Annotated in this window: 15 protein-coding genes and 1 pseudogene; 7 read left to right on the top strand and 9 right to left on the bottom strand. The window is 44.5% G+C overall.

Annotated features, from left to right (window positions below; translation table 11 throughout):
* Positions 1–30: 30 nt before the first annotated feature.
* Both EIM92_RS20510 and speD read right to left on the bottom strand, forming a co-directional pair.
* The gene (locus tag EIM92_RS20510) at positions 31–1,167 is read right to left on the bottom strand and encodes a permease (RefSeq protein ID WP_125084420.1); all 1,137 of its coding nucleotides are present in this window, start codon (positions 1,165–1,167) and stop codon (positions 31–33) included.
* A gap of 314 nt (positions 1,168–1,481) precedes the next feature.
* Positions 1,482–2,291, bottom strand: a complete 810-nt coding sequence (gene speD, locus EIM92_RS20505) for an adenosylmethionine decarboxylase (RefSeq protein ID WP_125084419.1) — start codon at positions 2,289–2,291, stop codon at positions 1,482–1,484.
* Between the two features lie 170 nt (positions 2,292–2,461).
* On the opposite strand from speD, the gene EIM92_RS20500 reads away from it, so the two are divergent.
* A complete protein-coding gene (locus EIM92_RS20500; protein WP_125084418.1) occupies positions 2,462–3,046 on the top strand; it encodes a GNAT family N-acetyltransferase in 585 nt (194 codons plus the stop codon).
* Between the two features lie 56 nt (positions 3,047–3,102).
* Here EIM92_RS20500 and EIM92_RS20495 read toward each other — a convergent pair whose 3' ends face one another.
* Positions 3,103–3,696, bottom strand: coding sequence for a 50S ribosomal protein L25 (locus EIM92_RS20495; protein WP_125084417.1), 594 nt, complete (start codon positions 3,694–3,696; stop codon positions 3,103–3,105).
* 463 nt (positions 3,697–4,159) lie between these two features.
* Between EIM92_RS20495 and EIM92_RS20490 the strand changes: the two genes are divergently transcribed.
* Positions 4,160–5,146 (top strand): zinc-dependent alcohol dehydrogenase family protein, encoded by a 987-nt coding sequence (locus tag EIM92_RS20490; protein ID WP_164515165.1) that lies wholly within the window; start codon positions 4,160–4,162, stop codon positions 5,144–5,146.
* Positions 5,147–5,330: 184 nt separating this feature from the next.
* Here the strand turns inward: EIM92_RS20490 and EIM92_RS20485 are convergent, their stop codons facing one another.
* Positions 5,331–7,391 (bottom strand): glycosyl hydrolase family 18 protein, encoded by a 2,061-nt coding sequence (locus EIM92_RS20485; protein ID WP_125084415.1) that lies wholly within the window; start codon positions 7,389–7,391, stop codon positions 5,331–5,333.
* 424 nt (positions 7,392–7,815) lie between these two features.
* Positions 7,816–8,190 carry a MerR family transcriptional regulator gene (locus tag EIM92_RS20480; protein WP_125084414.1) on the bottom strand — a complete coding sequence of 125 codons (375 nt, stop codon included), beginning with the start codon at positions 8,188–8,190 and terminating at the stop codon, positions 7,816–7,818.
* 131 nt (positions 8,191–8,321) lie between these two features.
* On the opposite strand from EIM92_RS20480, the gene EIM92_RS20475 reads away from it, so the two are divergent.
* Positions 8,322–9,239, top strand: a complete 918-nt coding sequence (locus tag EIM92_RS20475) for an aldo/keto reductase (RefSeq protein WP_125084413.1) — start codon at positions 8,322–8,324, stop codon at positions 9,237–9,239.
* Between the two features lie 157 nt (positions 9,240–9,396).
* Here the strand turns inward: EIM92_RS20475 and EIM92_RS20470 are convergent, their stop codons facing one another.
* Complete coding sequence (locus tag EIM92_RS20470; RefSeq protein ID WP_125084412.1) at positions 9,397–9,996, bottom strand: DUF2087 domain-containing protein; 600 nt, start codon at positions 9,994–9,996, stop codon at positions 9,397–9,399.
* A 263-nt stretch (positions 9,997–10,259) separates the two neighbouring features.
* Between EIM92_RS20470 and EIM92_RS20465 the strand changes: the two genes are divergently transcribed.
* On the top strand, positions 10,260–11,093 hold the full coding sequence (locus EIM92_RS20465) for a methyltransferase domain-containing protein (protein ID WP_125084411.1): 834 nt from the start codon (positions 10,260–10,262) through the stop codon (positions 11,091–11,093).
* Between the two features lie 39 nt (positions 11,094–11,132).
* On the opposite strand, the gene EIM92_RS20460 is transcribed toward EIM92_RS20465, so the two are convergent.
* The 3 genes and pseudogenes from EIM92_RS20460 to EIM92_RS20450 all read right to left on the bottom strand — a co-directional run.
* A complete protein-coding gene (locus EIM92_RS20460) occupies positions 11,133–11,768 on the bottom strand; it encodes a nitroreductase family protein (RefSeq protein WP_125084410.1) in 636 nt (211 codons plus the stop codon).
* Positions 11,769–11,792: 24 nt separating this feature from the next.
* The gene (locus EIM92_RS20455) at positions 11,793–12,221 is read right to left on the bottom strand and encodes a MarR family winged helix-turn-helix transcriptional regulator (protein WP_125084409.1); all 429 of its coding nucleotides are present in this window, start codon (positions 12,219–12,221) and stop codon (positions 11,793–11,795) included.
* 630 nt (positions 12,222–12,851) lie between these two features.
* A pseudogene (locus EIM92_RS20450) lies at positions 12,852–14,207 on the bottom strand (IS1182 family transposase); the annotation flags it as partial.
* 301 nt (positions 14,208–14,508) lie between these two features.
* On the opposite strand from EIM92_RS20450, the gene EIM92_RS20445 reads away from it, so the two are divergent.
* From EIM92_RS20445 to EIM92_RS20435, 3 genes are all read left to right on the top strand, one after another.
* Positions 14,509–14,865: a DUF1878 family protein gene (locus tag EIM92_RS20445; RefSeq protein ID WP_125084408.1), complete on the top strand. Its 357-nt coding sequence runs from the start codon at positions 14,509–14,511 to the stop codon at positions 14,863–14,865.
* A gap of 294 nt (positions 14,866–15,159) precedes the next feature.
* Entirely contained in the window at positions 15,160–16,455 is a 1,296-nt protein-coding gene (locus tag EIM92_RS20440; RefSeq protein ID WP_125082745.1) for an IS110 family RNA-guided transposase, read from the top strand.
* 413 nt (positions 16,456–16,868) lie between these two features.
* A complete protein-coding gene (locus tag EIM92_RS20435; protein WP_246021086.1) occupies positions 16,869–17,663 on the top strand; it encodes a metal-binding protein ZinT in 795 nt (264 codons plus the stop codon).
* The last annotated feature ends 160 nt before the right edge of the window (positions 17,664–17,823 follow it).

Genomic DNA, 17,823 nt, shown 5'->3' with positions numbered 1-17,823 from the left:
AATAAGCCCTCCTTTATATTGAAATCATCATCAACTCAAGTAGAGCTTGCCCACGATAACTGAGCCGATAAACACGACGGTACAAATGAGAAAAGCGAAATAGAGCACGAATTTGATTCGGAAGACGGATAATAGCATTAGGACGTTTTTGAGATCCAGCATGGGCCCGAATACGAGGAAGGCTAACAGGGAACCGGAAGAAAACGTATGCGTAAACGCGGAAGCTACAAAAGCATCTGAGGTCGAGCAGAGGGACAATAAAAACGCGAATCCCATCATGAAAACATAGGAGCTGACTGGGCCGCCGCCGATAGCGATCAGGCTTTCTCTTGGAATGAAGGATTGAATGGCCGCAGTAATGAGACAGCCCATGATCAAATATTTTCCCATATCGAAGACTTCGTCAGCCGCGTGTACGAATATTGAGGTCACCCTCCCGCCTTGCCGGGAATGCTCGTGATGATGTGTATCGGGGGTGGGATTGTGCAAAAGAGTGTGCTGCTGATGGGGTTCTTGGTGGTTGTGGTTGTGGTTGTGCTTATGATTGTTATCGTGCTGCAGATCGTGCCCATGATTATGTTTGCAGTTATGTTTGTGGGCAGCAGGAGGAGACAGGGATCTATCTCTGAGCGGATTGGCATTCCAAGTGGCATATACCATCCAGCCGACCACGGCTGCGACAAGGAAAGCCAGTCCCATTCTGGCATATACCATTTCAGGATGGAGCCTAAAGGCCATATAGGTAGCACCATACACGACGGGATTCACGATCGGGCCTGCAAGAATGAACACGGCTGCGATGTATACGGGCATGCCTTTTTGAATGAGCTTGCGAATCAGGGGGATCATTCCACACTCGCATACGGGAAATATTAAGCCTAATGTACAAGCGAATAAAATGCCGGTGACTGGATTTTTCGGAATCCATTTACTTAGCGTATTTTCGGAAATGTAAAGATGAACTAGGGAGGAGAGCAAAGCTCCGATGATAACGAAAGGGAGTGCCTCCAGTAAAATACCAATAAAGCTTGTTTTGAACAGGTGAATGTAATTTAGGTCGATTATTGGTAAGGCCAGCAGAGAGGGAACGACAACAATAAGGCAGGCCAACACAAAGGCTGCGGGAAGCAGCAAAGAAAGCCAACGGGATTGAGTTATTGGGTTCATAGCAATCTCCTTAAAATTTCATAGAATTATCTTAATTACAATAATTAGTATTATTGGAGGCCATGGTTCAGAACATAAATTCATTATATTTGGGGGACAAGCTCGATTGACAACGGGCGGGCATGGTATATATTATTGTTCGTTAATTGTAATTATTACGATTAATATCGAAGATTTATATTCATTTATGAAGGGGTCTCGCAGTGGGCCGGAAATTTTTCGGAAATAAATTAGTGATGAGGAGTATCTAGCTGAAGAATTGCATATGGGATGGAATCAGGGGATTTAGAGCCCCCCCTGTTCCTCTTAGTCCTTCAAGATGAGATGTTTCTGCCATAGAAAATTTCATCCATTTCGGTTTTAAGTCGATCGGTGATTTCCGCCTGTTCCTCTTTGCTCAATTTGTCCTTTGTATAGCCGAAGAGGTAGTTATTCAAATCAAAATTCTTCAGCTTGCATTTTGTATGGAAAATATGCTCCTGATATACGTTCACGTCAATCATATGGTACGCATCGATGACCTCATCTGGAATGTAATTTTGGATGGAACTGATTTCGTGGTCAATAAACAGCTTATGCCCGTTAATGTCCCGCGTAAAACCGCGAACCCGATAATCGATCGTCATAATATCTGTGTCAAAGGAGTGGATTAAGTAATTGAGCGCCTTGAGCGGTGAAATTTCTCCGCAGGTCGATACATCGATATCCGCTCGAAACGTACTGATTCCTTCATTTGGATGATATTCGGGATACGTATGGACGGTAATGTGGCTTTTATCGAGCTGCAATACTACATTGTCCGGCAAAGGCCCAGGCGATTCCTCAAAAGATTCCGTTGGTACTTCCACGACAGGACCTTCGGATACAAGAACGGTAACGCTCGCCCCTTGCGGGACATAATCCTGCTTAGCCACATTGAGTACATGGGCCCCGATAATATCAGAAACAGCCATCAGAATCTGAGTCAGCCTATCGGAATTGTATTGCTCGTCGATGTATTCAATATAGGCTTGACGCTCTTCCTTTGTTTTGGTGTAGCAAACATCGTACATATTGAAGCTTAAAGACTTAGTCAGATTGTTGAATTCATGCAATTCTACTCGCTGCTCGGGTGTCAGTTTCATAGTAGCCTCCCTTTCGCAAAGATATGCTGATGCTTTAATTATCTTTATACCCATTCTTTCTTATGTCTAACGATCGAAAAACTTCAAGGCTTGACCAAATTTTTTTGCCGATCCGCCATCCGATGATTATAATTGGAGCTAAGTACTATAGTTGGAAAAGGGGAGATGCAATGAAGCTTCACGAAATTTTTGACTCATTTCCGGTGCTGGCATCCAGCGACCTGATCATGAAGAAGATCGAGCTTAGTCATCTTGATGAGGTATATTCCATTTATAGCAACGACAACGTGTTCAAGTATTGTGGCATTATTCCCAAGCATAATAAAGAGACGGTGAAATTGATGATCGGACATTTCGATCGGGATTTTATGAAACGATCCCGGGTGAAATGGGGGATATTCCGAAGGCAGGATGATAGCAAATTGGTAGGCATTTTGGAGGCCTTTGATTTTAATCAGAAGGTGAACATGGTGACGATCGGTTATTTTTTGTCAGAGTCGTATTGGGGCCAAGGGATTGCCACGCAAGCGGTTGAGACATTAGTAAAGTTTCTTTTTGAAAACGCTGACATCAATCGCATCCAGGCTGAAGTGATGCCATCTAATGAATCTTCAAAAAGAGTATTGCTCAAAAATGGATTCAAAAAAGAAGGTGTGCTACGGCAAGCTCATCTATGGTCGGGCAAAGGTGTAATCGACCTTGAGATTTACGGCATACTGAAAGGGGATTATTCTTGGAACCTCTGTGGTGTATAAAATAACAGCACGCTCAGCATGATGCTGGGCGTGCGGCCATCACTTGCCTATCTATGTTATTCTTCCGCTGATTCTTCCGCAGCCTCGAGATCTTCCGCTTGAATTCTCGGAGTAACTATCGAAACCAGGAGCTCGTTATCTGCAGACAGTAACGTTACTTCAGGAGGAAGTTCAATATTTCCAACTAGAAGTGAGTCACCGATCTCCAACTCACTAATATCAACTGTGATGGATGATGGTAAATTTTGAGGCAATGCTTCGACCTCGATGAATGTGCTCTGCGTTTGTAAAATACCGCCTAGCTTTGTACCTTTAGGGGTACCCACGTAATCAAGCGTTACTCTCGCACGAACGAGTTCATCCGTTCTGACGCGGAGGAAGTCTACATGAATATACTCACGTGTTATCGCATCCCGCTGTAATCCTTCGAGCAGTACCGGGATCTTATTGGAGTCTCCAACTTGAACCTCCAGTAGCCCTGCTCCTCCGTTTCTGAACCAGCGTTGAAACTCATGTGATGAAATATGAATCATGTCACTTTCTTTGTTTAATCCCATAATAACGCCTGGAAGACGTCCTTCACTGCGTAGACGCTTAAGTCCCGACTTATTTAATGGTGATCTTAGTTCCGCTGCAAAACATGCTCTCATTACAACAACACTCCTTATATTTCAACAATAATATTCTGTGCTCCCAAAATCTCTATCCGTCCGTGAACATTGATTTCGCCCCCTGTGCGGGGGATATAAAGAGCACCATGACATCACCGCCTTGGTTACATTAATTGTTAATATATGCTTATATACGTGAAGGCACTTCGCTGTATAGCGAAATGCCTTATTACTTTACGATAACACAAACCTTGTAGTATGTCGACAACTATCAGCTGTTATTCATCTATTTAACTAAAATTACAATATTAGGGCGTTCGCTTCACTCCAGCCAAGGTTGTTCAGTAAGAGAAACTTAGTTCTGGACATATGGTATGAAGTATCAGGGACGTGCAGGAGATTCTAATTATATATTGAAAAGATATTAAGAAAATATAAATTTTATCAAAAATATCCAGTGTAATTTATTAGAATTGCATACTTAGAGGAGAGGGGCATTTGCGTGGATAACCAATATATCACTTTTTACCGCTTTGGAAGTCCTAGTGATGTCCTAAAGGTTGAGGAGCGGAGCATTACTGCTCCCCAGCGCGGTGAGGTGCTTGTACGAATGACAGCCCGGCCAATTAACCCATCTGACCTGATTCCGATTGGTGGCGCTTATTCGCATCGAATTTCGCTGCCCGGTATTCCAGGGTATGAAGGCGTCGGCATCGTTGAGGCTGTGGGCGAGGACGTTCCTCAAGAGCTTATCGGCAAACGCGTACTGCCCTTGCGGGGAGAGGGCACATGGCAGCGATTCGTTAAGGCGCCAGCAGCTTGGGCGATTGCTATTCCGGATACCCTCGGGGATGATATGGCGGCCCAGCTATATATTAACCCGGTTACCGCCTGGGTTATTTGTCGTCAAATATTGGGGCTGAAGCCCGGCGATGTTCTCATTGTCAACGCGTGCGGTTCTTCGCTTGGTCGAATTTTTGCCCAGTTAAGTCGTTGTTTCGGTGTTCGGCTCATCGCTGTGACGAGGAATGATCGGCATACGAAGGAGCTGCTGCGGCTTGGGGCAATGAGGGTGATCAATGAGAACGAGCTTGATTTGCTGCCAACCATCATGGAGTTGACCGGCGGACTTGGTGTGAATGCTGCTGTAGATATGGTTGGCGGCGAGCCAGGCACGGAGCTGGCTTGCTGCGTAGGGGGAAATGGTATTTTCGTGACATTAGGACTGCTATCAGGAATTTCTTTAAATTGGGTTGAAATTAAGCGTAGAACAAACGCATCGGCAACTATGTTTCATCTGCGTCATTGGAATGAGGCAGTTAGCGCTCAAGGCTGGCAGGATACTTTTCGGGAACTGATTTCTTTAGTGCAGGCAGGCAAACTATCACTGCTGCCGCCGCGTTCGCGCTTTGAGCTGTGTCAGGTTGACGCGGCTGTACGGGAAGCTGAAGCGAATGAAGGCAAACAGGGGAAATGCTTTCTGATGTAGTTCGGTCCGAATATTGGAGAGAGCGATTTACAGACAACCAAGGGGCTGTCTAGAAAGTCCGTTTTGAGTTAATTGAACCCAAAGCAAACGCCCAGGAATGCCGTATAACCAGCATTCTTAGGCGTTTGTTTTTTTAGGGAGGGTATTAATTAATTACTTTTCGGACAGTCCCTTATTGCTGTTTTTAGAGTAATCCCCATAAAGCAGGGACATTTGCCGGTTCCCAGCCTGGAAGGGAGGTATGGGGCTGGATGCAATAGTACGTCTTGCCTTCGTAAGTAACCTGATCATTCACTTTGTAGCTAACATTCGGTGCCCAAGGAGCAGCGCTTTGGTCGTCTGCCTCGGTGGTCTCCGTAATCGCTGCACTGTCCGATATATTACCGACCGCATCCCGCGCCGTCACAGTGAACGTATATGCCGTATTTGGAGTAAGTCCGCTGATCGTGGCACTCGTCTCAGAGACGTTCAGTTCGCTGGAGCCATAGCTGACGGTATAGCCTGTTACTCCAACATTATCGGTAGACGCAGTCCAAGACAGGCTAATGCTCGATGAAGTTTTTCCTGTCGTTTGTAGATTCGTTGGTGCTGTCGGCGGCGTTGTGTCGTTAGCGCCCGAATTTGTCGTGACGGACAGCGGACTGCTTGGAGCGGATATATTGCCAGCGGCATCCCGTGCCGACACAGTGAATGTATATGCCGTATTTGGAGTAAGTCCGCTGATTGTAGCACTTGTTCCGTTAACATTGACTTCACTGGTACCATAACTGACCTTGTAGCCTGTTACCCCAACATTATCGGTTGATGCGTTCCAAGCCAGGCTGACGCTTGACGAAGTTGTTTCAGTCGCTTGGAGATTCGTTGGCGTCGTCGGCGGCGTTGTGTCTGTTCCGCCCGAACCGGTGCTTAAATCGCCCGCCAGCTTATTAAGGAGTGTCTTGTTCCGATCTCCGCTGAACTCCCAGAACATCGCTCCGCCTAATCCCTTGTCCTTGATGAAGGAGGTCTTGTGGCCGAAGGATTCGATATCGTCATACGAAATATAAATGCGGCTTGACGGATTGTAAAGGTAAGGCACCTTGGCTATGTCGTTCCAGTGACGGGTGTATCCGTTCTTGTTGATGTAATTCGCTTCTAAGTCGCTGAAATCGAAAATGCCGGATTCCCATGTTCCGTTCGAAACGCCGGAACAGCTTTGGTACTGTCCATTGTCGCCAGAAGCGCAGTTAGCCCAACCGCGTCCGTAGAACGGCATGCCCAGCACGATTTTGCTGGCTGGAACGCCTGCATCCAAATGGCCCTGCACGCCCGCTGCTCCGTTAAATGTAGCGGCATTCGGTATTCCTGCGCTAGCTGCGGCAGGATCGTAGTAGAGAGGAGCATTATGCGCACTGACGGTCTGCCAGCCGCCGTTGAAGTCATAGGTCATAATGTTGATCCAGTCGACAATCGCAGCGATGTTCGCAAGCTCGGTGTTTTGCGCAAACGATGGACTGGCACCAGAAGCGATCGTCAGCAGGTAGGCTTTGCCGTCCTGCGCGCCTGCAGCATCAAGCTTCTCACGGACTTTTTGCAGCAATAGCGTATAGTTCTGTTTATCGGCGGGTCTGACGCTATTGCCGGCAAGGCCGCCGCTAACCGGGTATTCCCAGTCCAGGTCTACCCCGTCAAATTGATATTTGCGAAGAAAGTCCACCGCTGAATTGGCGAAAGTCTCGCGGGTCTCGGCGCTTGCTGCCACATCGGAGAAGCGGTTCGACCAGCTCCAGCCGCCGACGGAAATAATTGTTTTCAGCCCAGGATTCTCCTGCTTCAGTTTAATCAGTTGACCAATATTTCCTTTGAGTGGTTTATCCCAGGTGTCGCCAGGGAACGCCTTCTGGGCATCGATCCAGGGATCGCCCAGTACAATTGTGCCATTCGGAACGTTGATCGCACCGACTTCGTCCTGGCAAGACCATGTAACCGGATTAGGCCCGGTAGGGTCTGGATTTCCATGAATTCCATTCCAGCAAATATCCGCAAACGCATAGTTGATATGCGTTACTTTGCTGGCATCGATATCCGTGACGTTATAGTTCCTTCCATAAGCCCCCCATGAAGGATAGTACCCGATAATTTTGTAGTCCGAGGCTGCTTCCGCCTTCTGTCCCCCGTAGGCTAGTGAAGAAAACACAGATAAAACTACAACAGCCGCTAAAAGCACGATACCGCTTTTTGAGATTAAATTTTTTCGCAGTGTCATACTTTAATCCACCTCTTCTCCCATTGTTTTATAGTACATGCTGTGTGCAGAACAAATAATCTATGAGTCTATCACCTCCTTCATAGAGCTTCATAGAGTGATCAGCAAGTCGTCCCGAATATTAGTTATCACTGGGATGAGAGAAGATGATAAGCATCCCAGGGTAGCTCAGAACGGCAGTGGTGTAGTGTGAAGGACTTTCCATATCTCAGCAAAAAAAGAGTCTATTGGCAACAGTTACCTATAATTGTAATTGGTAGATGAGATTGTATGAAGGGGGAGGATTATGTGATTAGGGGAGAAAAATCTCTCATTACTAGAGAGCAACAAGAGATGAAAGAAATCAGTGGTTAAACGATTGAATATATACGTAAAAAACTATGCTTTTCATCTATTCCATGAAGCTTATTTGGCTGGAAATCAATTACTGGCGGGTGTGCTTCTCATACTGTGTGGTGAAATGGTTGATTTTCTTCGATACTTTTTGCAGATGCTTTTCCATCGTTTTGATTTCCGCTTCAACGCTTTTCTTATGCTCGGTTAACATTTCGCAGCGCTGCTTTAATGTATCAGCGCCTTGCATGCTTAAATCTACGAAAGCTTTAATTTGCTTGATGGGCATGCCCGTTTCCTTCAGGCAGCAAATGAGTCCGAGCCAGTCCAAATCATCGTCCGAGAAGCGGCGAATTCCGCCTTCTGTGCGCTTCACGAACGGCAGCAGTCCTTCTTTTTCATAATAGCGCAAAGTATGACTGGGCAAATTGGTTTTTTCAGAAACTTGTTTAATAGAGTAGCTCATCGCGAATCTTCCCTTCCATAATTTCAAAATAGGTAGCAAGCTCTTGACTTGAAGTTAACTTTAAGGTTTAAGATTCTATTGTACAATACAAGTTAATGATTCAAAAGGGATAGACAAGGAGGATATGAATCATGAGAACGATGAAGCTGGGAACTAGCAATTTAGAGGTGCCAGTAATTGCAGTCGGCTGTATGCGTATTAATTCATTGGGACAAGCTGCGGCGGAGAAATTTGTTCAAACGGCGCTCGAAGCAGGTGCGAATTTCTTTGATCACGCGGATATTTACGGCGGGGGCGAATGCGAGGAGATTTTTGCTGATGCAATCCAAATGAATGATGATGTGCGTGAGAAGGTCATCCTGCAGTCCAAATGCGGTATTCGCCAGGGCATGTTCGATTTCTCCAAGGAACATATATTAAATTCGGTGGACGGTATCCTGAAAAGATTGAGAACGGATTATCTTGACGTGCTTCTACTACATCGTCCGGATGCTTTGGTTGAGCCGGAAGAGGTTGCCGAAGCTTTTGATCAGTTGGAGAGCTCCGGTAAGGTAAGATATTTTGGGGTTTCTAACCAAAATCCGATGCAGATCGAGCTTCTAAAGAAGCATGTAAAACAACCGCTCATCGCCAATCAGCTCCAGCTGAGCATTACGAATGCGAATATGATTTCAAATGGAATTAACGTCAATATGGAGAATCATGCTGCAGTGAGCCGTGACGGTAGTATTTTGGATTATTGCCGATTACAGGATATTACGATTCAGCCATGGTCGCCGTTCCAATACGGTTTCTTTGAAGGCGTATTCCTCGGTAGCGAGAAGTTCCCGGAGTTGAACCAAAAAATCGATGAAATCGCCGCCAAGTATGAGGTTTCCAATACGACAATTGCCATTGCTTGGCTGCTTCGTCATCCTGCGAAGATGCAGCCGGTAACGGGTACGATGAATCTGCAGAGAATCCTGGATTGCTGTAAAGCCGCCGACATTATGTTGACCCGTGAGGAATGGTATGACATTTACCGTGCCGCGGGGAATGTGCTTCCGTAAGTGGGGCGGGTAAGAGCTTAGTAACTAACAGCTTCCACCCTGGAACTGTTGTACGCTTGAGAAGCAATAATAAAGCGGGTGCATGAAAATGTGCGCCCGCTTTTATTTTTCTGCTGTTATAACTTTGATAAATGTCACCGCTGAGAAGTCTGGATACTTACGAAAGGCTCTCCCACTTCGTCCACATCTCCTGCGGGTTCAATTCATAAATATCGTTCTCCCTAAACATAAATTGGTGCATAATGAATTCCCGGCGGATTGTGGCAAAATCCTCGTGATATTCCCTGATGAACGCATTGATTTCTAGCTCGGTGTATTTGCGCCCCATCTCCAAGCGGGATACCAAGTACTCCAATACAATCAACTTCTTCTTAAGCTGGGCAGGAAGGCTCTTCAGACGACCTTCAGCGGAAAAGAAGTTTTTGATAACAGATTCCTTCATGCGCTGCTGCTGCTCATCCAGCATACTCGTACCTCCTTCGGACGCCCGTTGAATCAGATTAACCGTGGCGTCTGCGCTATTTTTCAGAAAATAATGATTTAGTGAGAAAAAGATCGTGTTCTTATCCCTGCGTTCGTTAATGAGGCTCGCTTCACGCAGCTTTGCGGCATGATGGGTAATGGTAGCCGGGGTTACTCCAAGCTTCTTCGCTAGCTCCTGCCCATTTCGTTCGCCCTCCGCCAGTAAAATTAGCATTCGAATTCTTGTGGGGTCGGCGAGTGCTTTGTGGTAGGTTACCACCTTGTCTAACTGCAAATCAGGACACCTCACCTTAACGATTCATTATTTAATAATCATCTAATTAGATGGTTGTTAAATTTATTCTAATTCAGCTATCGGGTGTTGTCAATGGCTCATTATTTTGCACTACGCTCCACGCGGTACCCCCACATACTCTCCATCAGGTAAATCTAGTCGTTCAACTGGCAGTTGAATGATTAAAAAAATCAAATACAAAGTTATTGTAACCTCCAGGAATACCCAATAAAATTGAGGTTATACAAAGGGGCGTGAAAAAAATGAAAGAAACATTAGCAAGAAATATAAATATTTATCGCAAAGAAAGAGGGCTTACTCAGGAGGAGCTTGCCCAAATACTTGGGCTTTCTTTTCAAGCTGTATCCAAGTGGGAGAATGCTCAGACTATGCCGGATATTTCATTGTTGCCTCAGCTCTCAAGAACCTTGGAAGTAAGTATTGATAAGCTCCTTGGTTATGTCTCGCAGAATAGACCGATTACAATTTATGAGGAAGTATATCTAACACAGGATTATTACTGGGGGACTGAGCCCAACAAAGAATGCTACCAGGTATTGCAGCGGATGCCGCCTACGAAGCCCGTGAAATTGTTGGATATTGGCTGTGGGGAAGGTAAAGATGCCGTGTTCTTTGCAAGAAATGGATATGAGGTTACAGCCTTCGACGTTTCTGATGCCGGTATCGAGAAAACGAAAAGATTGGCCGATCAATGCGGAGTAGAAGTGAATGTATTCAAAGCGGATATTTTAGATTATCGTTTAGATCGCCATTTTGACGTCGTCTTTGCAAGTGGTGTTTTTCATTACATCAAACCGGAGTTTCGCCAAGAAATATTCGAAAACTATAAGCAGTTTACAAATCAAAACGGCATGCATTTCCTTAATGTATTCGTCAATAAGCCGTTTATTGCACCGCCTCCGGAGAAGGAACCCAATGCGTATAAGTGGTATTCCGGCGAGTTGCTTGGACATTACCAAGACTGGCTTATCCAAGAGAGTTCGGAAATCGTATTTGACTGTAATTCCTCCGGCATCCCTCATAAGCACGCGATGTCTAAAATGATCGCCCAAAAGGTGACTTCAATAAATAACTAAAACCGCCCATCGGGCGGTTTAATTATATGTTATGGCGGATTACTTCCAGGTCGTTACTGCCTCAACAGGCAGGCGGTAGGATGGGCGGCCTTCAGTGGCTGCCTTGCCGATGGAAATAATCATCACAGGGATATAACGTTCCTTATCGAGGCCAAAGGCTTCGGCAATTTGCTGCTTATCATATCCGCCGATCGGGTTGGTATCGTAGCCATGAGCGCGAGCAACGAGCATGAGCTGCATCGATACGAGACTCGCGTCAATGAGTACGATATCCCGCATGGTCTGTTCGGGCAAAGTTTCATACATCGGTTTGAAGGAGCTGAGCAGCTTCTCCTTAACATCTTCAGGCATGTAGCCCAGTTCGACGGATTTTCCGTAGATTTCCTCGGCATGCTCGATGCAATTCATATCGCCGAAGACCGCGATAACAGCTGCAGAAGTATTGACCTGGTTCGTATTGAACATCGCCAGCTCAGCCATTTTGGCTTTACCCTCAGGTGTGTCAATGACGACAAAGCGCCAAGGCTGCATATTAATTGAGGAGGGGGCGGTCGTTGCTTCTGCCAAAATCTCTGTCATTTCCTCGCGGCTGATTTTTACGGTTGGATCATAATCTTTCACGGAACGGCGTCCTAATACGATTTCTTTGAAATCTTTAGTAGGGGTTGTATTCATATGGCTTCATCCTCTCCTATAAATCTAATATTTACTTATGTTTTGTTGAATGCGCGTCAGCATGTCAGTTAATGCATGCAGTTCCTTCGAACTGAAGTCTTGGAACATGTGATGGACAAAACTGCGTTTTTCCGTGCTGCAGCTAACAATCTGCTCCCGTCCTTCCTTTGTCAGGCTGACGAAGGTCTCACGGTGATCGGATGGATTTCTGCGTCTCGCCACCATTCCTTGAGCTTCAAGTTGTTTCAAATGGCGAGTAACAGCTGCATGATCAATGTTGACCGATTTTTGTAGTGTGGATTGATTCATCTCGTCCGTCTGGTATAGCTGATACAATAGCTCATAGCGGGACAAGCTCATCTGGGCACTACGTTCAAACTTCGGTCCAATCTGATTGCAGAAGTCTTTAAGCAGAAACAAAATACGCTCTTGATCTTTAGCTGAGCAATTCATTGAATAACCTCCTGGGTGCGGTAACCAATGAGCTCGCCCTGCGTTCAACAGTATGCTGCAATTGCATTGGATTGCATTGCATAGCTCATTAATTGATGGGTCAATGATTGACCCCTCAACTAATGTATTACAAAATGATAAGAAATGCAAGAGGTTTGTTTTTTTGTATGTGTAGAGGGTAAATTTCCCCATACTATGGAATTGTTACATTACTATATAGATGATGAGCGTGCATCCCAAGAGGTGTATTCCAAGAGGCGTACCCTGAGCGTATCCTGAGATGTGCGCACCCTAAGAGGCTTATTCTGAGAGAAAACTATCGTACACGAAGTTATCGTACACTAACTGGATTTCATGTATCTAATAATACTCCAAACGAATGTTTCAGGAGTTTAGATGGATTTGATGCAGCTAAATTCAAGATTCCAGGCTATGATTGGCAAATTGCTTTCTTCTAAGGACATGAAATACATTTAAATTTACTTTTTCTTCCTTACCGTACAAACTAACTACTATAAATCAGACTGTTGAAGTAATTGATTTTCTATGCAAGAAAACATACTTTCCACGGAAATCCAGAATCGAAAGGATTAAAATATAAGGTGAGTTCCCGTTTGTACGAGAAAAAAGCTTGGCTAGGTGCCTTGCTATTTTCTTAATGTTCTGCACTATGGCAGTCATCAGTGCTTGTTCCTGCACTTTTTCCCGGCCACGCAAACGGGAAATGCGAAGCCCATGGAGCACTTTGGCATCCGCGAAGCTTCGCTCAACTGTTTTACAACGGAGCTTATACAAGATCTGTCCTGAAGAGCTACGGTAATTCGCTTCTACTCGCTCTTTAAACCCTTCCCAAACATGCCGCTGAATTTTACGTTTACGATTTTTGCTTGATGTACAGCTATCCAATAATGGGCATTGGCCACATAAGTCAGGGTTGGACATATATTCTTTGTATCCATTGCGATTGGTTGTGTGGTAAGTCAGCTTAGATCCATTGGGACATATATAAGCGTCTTGTTGCGGGTCATAGGAAAACTCTTCTTTGGGTATAGTCCCCTCTGCTGTAGGGGCATTACGAGTAGCGATGACACTGAAAATACCCATCTCGCTTGTTTTTTTGCATATGTAGGGCGTCATATATCCTGAATCCAAAGCAACAGCTTCTAACGTATTGTGAAAGTCAAATGTATCGATCTGTCTTTGAAGTCTTTCTATATAAACGGTTGAGTCATTCACATTTCCAGGGGTAACATGGACATCCGTAATGAGATTGAATTTGTGATCGACTGTACGATGATCCAAATAATAAAACCCTTCGGGTTTGCCTTTACGCTTCATAAAGCCACTTTCTGGATCGGTGTTACTCACTCGCAGTTTTTTTTCAATCGTTTCGTTTTTCACGGGCGGCAGCGGCTTTTTTCCATGACGCTCTCGTTCTTGATTAACAGCTGTCTCCAATTCTTTTAAATATTCAAGGGGCGTTTCCGTCACAACTTGCATCGATGAACGATTTTTATTCGCGTTAGCTTGGATGTGCGTTGAATCAGTAATGAGAACACGTCCCCCTACCATGTTATGACGGATGGCCAAACGGACTACTTCGTCAAAAATGTCTTGAAAAATGGTAGATCCTTTGAATCGCACATTACGGTTGTAACTAATCGTCGAGTGATCCGGCACAGGATCCGTTAAGCCTAGACCAAGGAACCAGCGGTAGGCTACGTCCGTTTTAATTTCTTGCTCTAATTGCCTTTCGGAGTGAATGCCATACAAATAACCAATCAGCATCATTTTGAAAAGGCGAATCGGGTGAATTGGAGGCCTCCCTAATGTGCCGTGATAGTAGGGGCGAGTCATCTCCGTAATAAATGAAAAATCTACGTTTTCATCAATGATTCGTAGTAAATGATCTTTTGGTACAAGCATATCTATACTAACCAATTCAATTTGATTTCTATCTTGTTGAATGTTAGGCAACTCGCGCACCACACTTTCAATATATTACCTATATTATACCAAATTAATGCGGTAATGTGATCTAGATAGGGGCTTTTTCAACAGTCTGTATAAATCCATTTATATAAGCTGAATATTGAAATGGATGTAGGGCATTCTTTAATTCATCTTATAGGGCAATCGATATTGAAAAGGGGGTGAATAACCGATGATCAATAAGGTAGGTCAAATTGCCGTACAGAACTTTCCGGAATTCCATAGGGAAATTGGATAGAAGAACTTACTCCGAATGTTCTAGGTTTAATAAATTAGATAAAAGAGGTGATACAATTTGCCTGAATCCTTAGAGGAAAAAGTACAGCGATTGGAATTATACGTAAACTTGTTGCGTCAAATTACACTTGAACCAGAACAGTATCGTCTCTGGGATTGGATAATTGCAAATGGATTAAATGGGGAGCAATTCAATGAAATTAAGTCTATTCTAAAAAAATATGTATTGCTGCTTCAGCATGAGCAAGTTCCTCAACCGACTTCCTTCGATGATATGGCTAATGAGCTGATTCACGTTTTGTCCCCTAATGAATACCTCGCGAATAGAAGGGGGGTGAAGCAGGCTGCTAAGAAATCTATTAAAATGTCCCCTTATCAGTCCTTACAATATTATCTTAACGATTCTCAAGAATAACAGAAAACAGAATGTAAATCTGTAAACCTAGGTTCTGTCACGGATGGCAGAGCCTACTTTTGTTAGTCTGCTTTTTATTTTAATAGTAATTATTACGATTTATATTGACATTAAATTCAAAACATAGTATATTCGCAAAGGGTAAATAGTAATCATTACGATTAGAGTAAAAAAGGAAGAAGGAGCTATTCCTGTAATGAATTAATATGAGATTTGAACAAAAAAAGCGCCTCCTGTATGCTGGGTCTTGGAATGCGAACCATTCACTGCCCTAATTAGAAGGAGGACGCTCAAATGAAGTATAAGCTAAAAGAGAAACAGAATCAACGCATTTTGGACATTACAGATCAAACCTTGGTTGTCGGTGCAGATATTGCAAAGGACACCCATGTTGCCAGAGCGATCGATTTTCGCGGAATCGAGCTTGGCAAAGACTGTGTATTTGAAAACAGCCGTAAGGGACTCTCGAAACTCGTATCGTGGATGAAGGCATTGCAGAGGCAGTACGCCAAAACAGATATTGTGTTTGGCATTGAGCCCACCGGACACTACTGGTTTCCCCTGGCTGAGTTCTTGCAAGACAAGGGCATTCGTATCGTGGTCGTGAATCCTCATCATGTGCATAAGAGCAAGGAACTGGAGGATAACTCCCAGACTAAAAATGACTACAAGGATGCCAAAGTGATTGCGGATCTTGTCCGTAACGGTCACTATACCGAACCCCAACTACCGACTAGCGTTTACGCAGATTTGAGAATTCTCATGAATATGCGTGAGAAAACGATGGTCAGTTTGGGGCAAGTCCAAAGACGGATTCAAAACTGGCTCGATCGGTTTTTCCCGGAGTTTAACAACGTTTTTAAGAGCTGGGAGGGCAAAGCCGCGCTCGTCACGTTGACTGAGTTTCCATTGCCGCAAGAGATCGTAGCCCTTGGCGCCACTGCGATCCTCGGGCGATGGAAGCAAGACGTACAGCGAGCCGTAGGGATAAAGCGAGCTGAAAAGCTTGTGGAAGCTGCCTCTGAATCCATTGGACTCACAGAAGGTACCACTGCTGCTAAGTTAGAGTTACACACTTGGATGCAACAGTACGCCTTATTTACACAACAACTGGAAGAGATCATGAATCAAGTGGAGTTATTACTCAAACAGATTCCTGGCACACAGGAAATGCTCACTATTCCGGGTGTAGGAATCACGACACTTGCTGGCTTCCTAGCAGAAACCGGTGACCTATCTCGGTATAGCCACGGTCAACAGATTATCCGTCTCGCGGGACTTAACCTGCGAGAAAACAGTTCTGGAAAGAAAAAGGGTCGAACGACGATCAGCAAACGAGGTCGATCACGTCTTCGAGCACTACTTTTCCGAGCCGTGTTGCCCATGGTGGCAAAGAACCCGGAGTTTAAAGCGATGCATCAGTATTATACGCAGCGTCAGGTCAATCCGTTGAAAAAGAAACAGTCTATTGTGGCGCTTTGTGGAAAACTGATTCGCATTTTACACACGTTAGGCACAAGGAAAATCGTATACAATGCCGCTGATGTCTTAGGACCGGTTCGCCGGACTCAGCTTCAGTTGGCTGCTTAAATCAATCACGTTCAGGTCGATAGACTCACTATATGCTTAGGATCAATACAGAGACAATGGAAGCACGGATCAGCCGCAGGAACTATTCCATAAGGGCAACGACCCAGTAAAGGAGCGAGAAACGGCGTCCACCCCTTGAGAGGTAGAACGAAGGAATGTAAGGGCATAGACCCCGTGTGACATGGGAGGGTAAACCATCAAGGAAGTGTTGTGGATATCCAAGGTGCGATCATACGGAAACCACTTTTTTTTGGAAAATCCATTCCAATCTCTGTTCCCGCACACTGCCGAAAGGAAATAAATTCAATAAACTTCCCGTTATATCCACCTCTCGAGGTAGTCAATGTTAAAATTCTAAGGAAATGTGAGAAAGAGCGAGAAAATATTAATTTATAGTGGGAGTGAATTTATTTATGAAACAAAAACTTATCCAATCCATAGCTGTGCTTTGCCTATTAGGTGCCATGCTTACAGGTTGTCAAGACAACGAGAAAGCGCCGATTAAAGAGGCTCCAGTTTCTTCTGAACCTGTAGAAGGTAATCTTCAAAATGAGCATAACCATGACCACGAGCACGGGCACGCCCACGAGCATGACCATAACCATAACCACGATAATCATGCCCACGATCACAGCCATGCCAATCATCATCACGGAGATGAGAAACAGAAAGAAATATATGCAGGAATATTTGAAGATAGCGAGATTAAAGACCGGGCCTTATCGGATTGGGGAGGGGACTGGCAATCGGTCTATCCGTACTTGTTGGACGGAAGTTTGGATGAGGTCTTACATAATAAAGCCGAAACAAAAAAAGATAAAACCTTTGAAGAGTACAAGGCATATTATTCCACCGGATATAAAACAGACATTGAACGCATCGTTATTCAAGATAGTAAGATAACCTTTTATCAAAATGGAGAAGGAAAGACGGGAGAATATGAGTACCATGGATACGAAATTTTGACTTATGAATCAGGAAAAAGAGGAGTTCGCTTTTTATTTGATTTAGTTGGGGAAGCAGATGGCGTACCCGCACATGTCCAATTCAGCGATCATAGTATTTATCCAACTAAAGCAGACCATTACCACATCTATTTTGGAGATGAAGACCATGACACGCTTTTAAAAGAATTAGAAAACTGGCCGACCTATTATCCTTCTAGTTTGAGTGGAGAAGAAATCGTAGATGAAATGAATGCACATTAATTTGCTGCGTAAGATGAATCATGCACTAAGTATGCATAGTATAAGGGCATCGGGTTGCAACCGATGCCTTTACAGCTTTACTCCTTTCAATAAACCAAGGCTATCATACAATGCCCACCGATATTTCCACCTCTTACATTAATGCCTAAACCACCCTAAG

Origin of the sequence: Paenibacillus lentus, from assembly GCF_003931855.1 — a bacterium.
Lineage (GTDB): Bacteria > Bacillota > Bacilli > Paenibacillales > Paenibacillaceae > Fontibacillus > Fontibacillus lentus.
Note: the sequence above shows the minus strand (reverse complement) of the source record. Positions and strands in the feature narration are given on the sequence as shown.

Bases quoted from the DNA above. Each gene is read 5' to 3' on its own strand.
- EIM92_RS20475 (WP_125084413.1), top strand. From the start codon at position 8,322: ATGAGAACGATGAAGCTGGGAACTAGCAATTTAGAGGTGCCAGTAATT.
- EIM92_RS20510 (WP_125084420.1), bottom strand. From the start codon at position 1,167: ATGAACCCAATAACTCAATCCCGTTGGCTTTCTTTGCTGCTTCCCGCA.
- EIM92_RS20460 (WP_125084410.1), bottom strand. From the start codon at position 11,768: ATGAATACAACCCCTACTAAAGATTTCAAAGAAATCGTATTAGGACGC.
- speD (WP_125084419.1), bottom strand. From the start codon at position 2,291: ATGAAACTGACACCCGAGCAGCGAGTAGAATTGCATGAATTCAACAAT.
- EIM92_RS20485 (WP_125084415.1), bottom strand. From the start codon at position 7,391: ATGACACTGCGAAAAAATTTAATCTCAAAAAGCGGTATCGTGCTTTTA.
- EIM92_RS20440 (WP_125082745.1), top strand. From the start codon at position 15,160: ATGAAGTATAAGCTAAAAGAGAAACAGAATCAACGCATTTTGGACATT.
- EIM92_RS20480 (WP_125084414.1), bottom strand. From the start codon at position 8,190: ATGAGCTACTCTATTAAACAAGTTTCTGAAAAAACCAATTTGCCCAGT.
- EIM92_RS20465 (WP_125084411.1), top strand. From the start codon at position 10,260: ATGAAAGAAACATTAGCAAGAAATATAAATATTTATCGCAAAGAAAGA.
- EIM92_RS20495 (WP_125084417.1), bottom strand. From the start codon at position 3,696: ATGAGAGCATGTTTTGCAGCGGAACTAAGATCACCATTAAATAAGTCG.
- EIM92_RS20435 (WP_246021086.1), top strand. From the start codon at position 16,869: ATGAAACAAAAACTTATCCAATCCATAGCTGTGCTTTGCCTATTAGGT.
- EIM92_RS20500 (WP_125084418.1), top strand. From the start codon at position 2,462: ATGAAGCTTCACGAAATTTTTGACTCATTTCCGGTGCTGGCATCCAGC.
- EIM92_RS20455 (WP_125084409.1), bottom strand. From the start codon at position 12,221: ATGAATTGCTCAGCTAAAGATCAAGAGCGTATTTTGTTTCTGCTTAAA.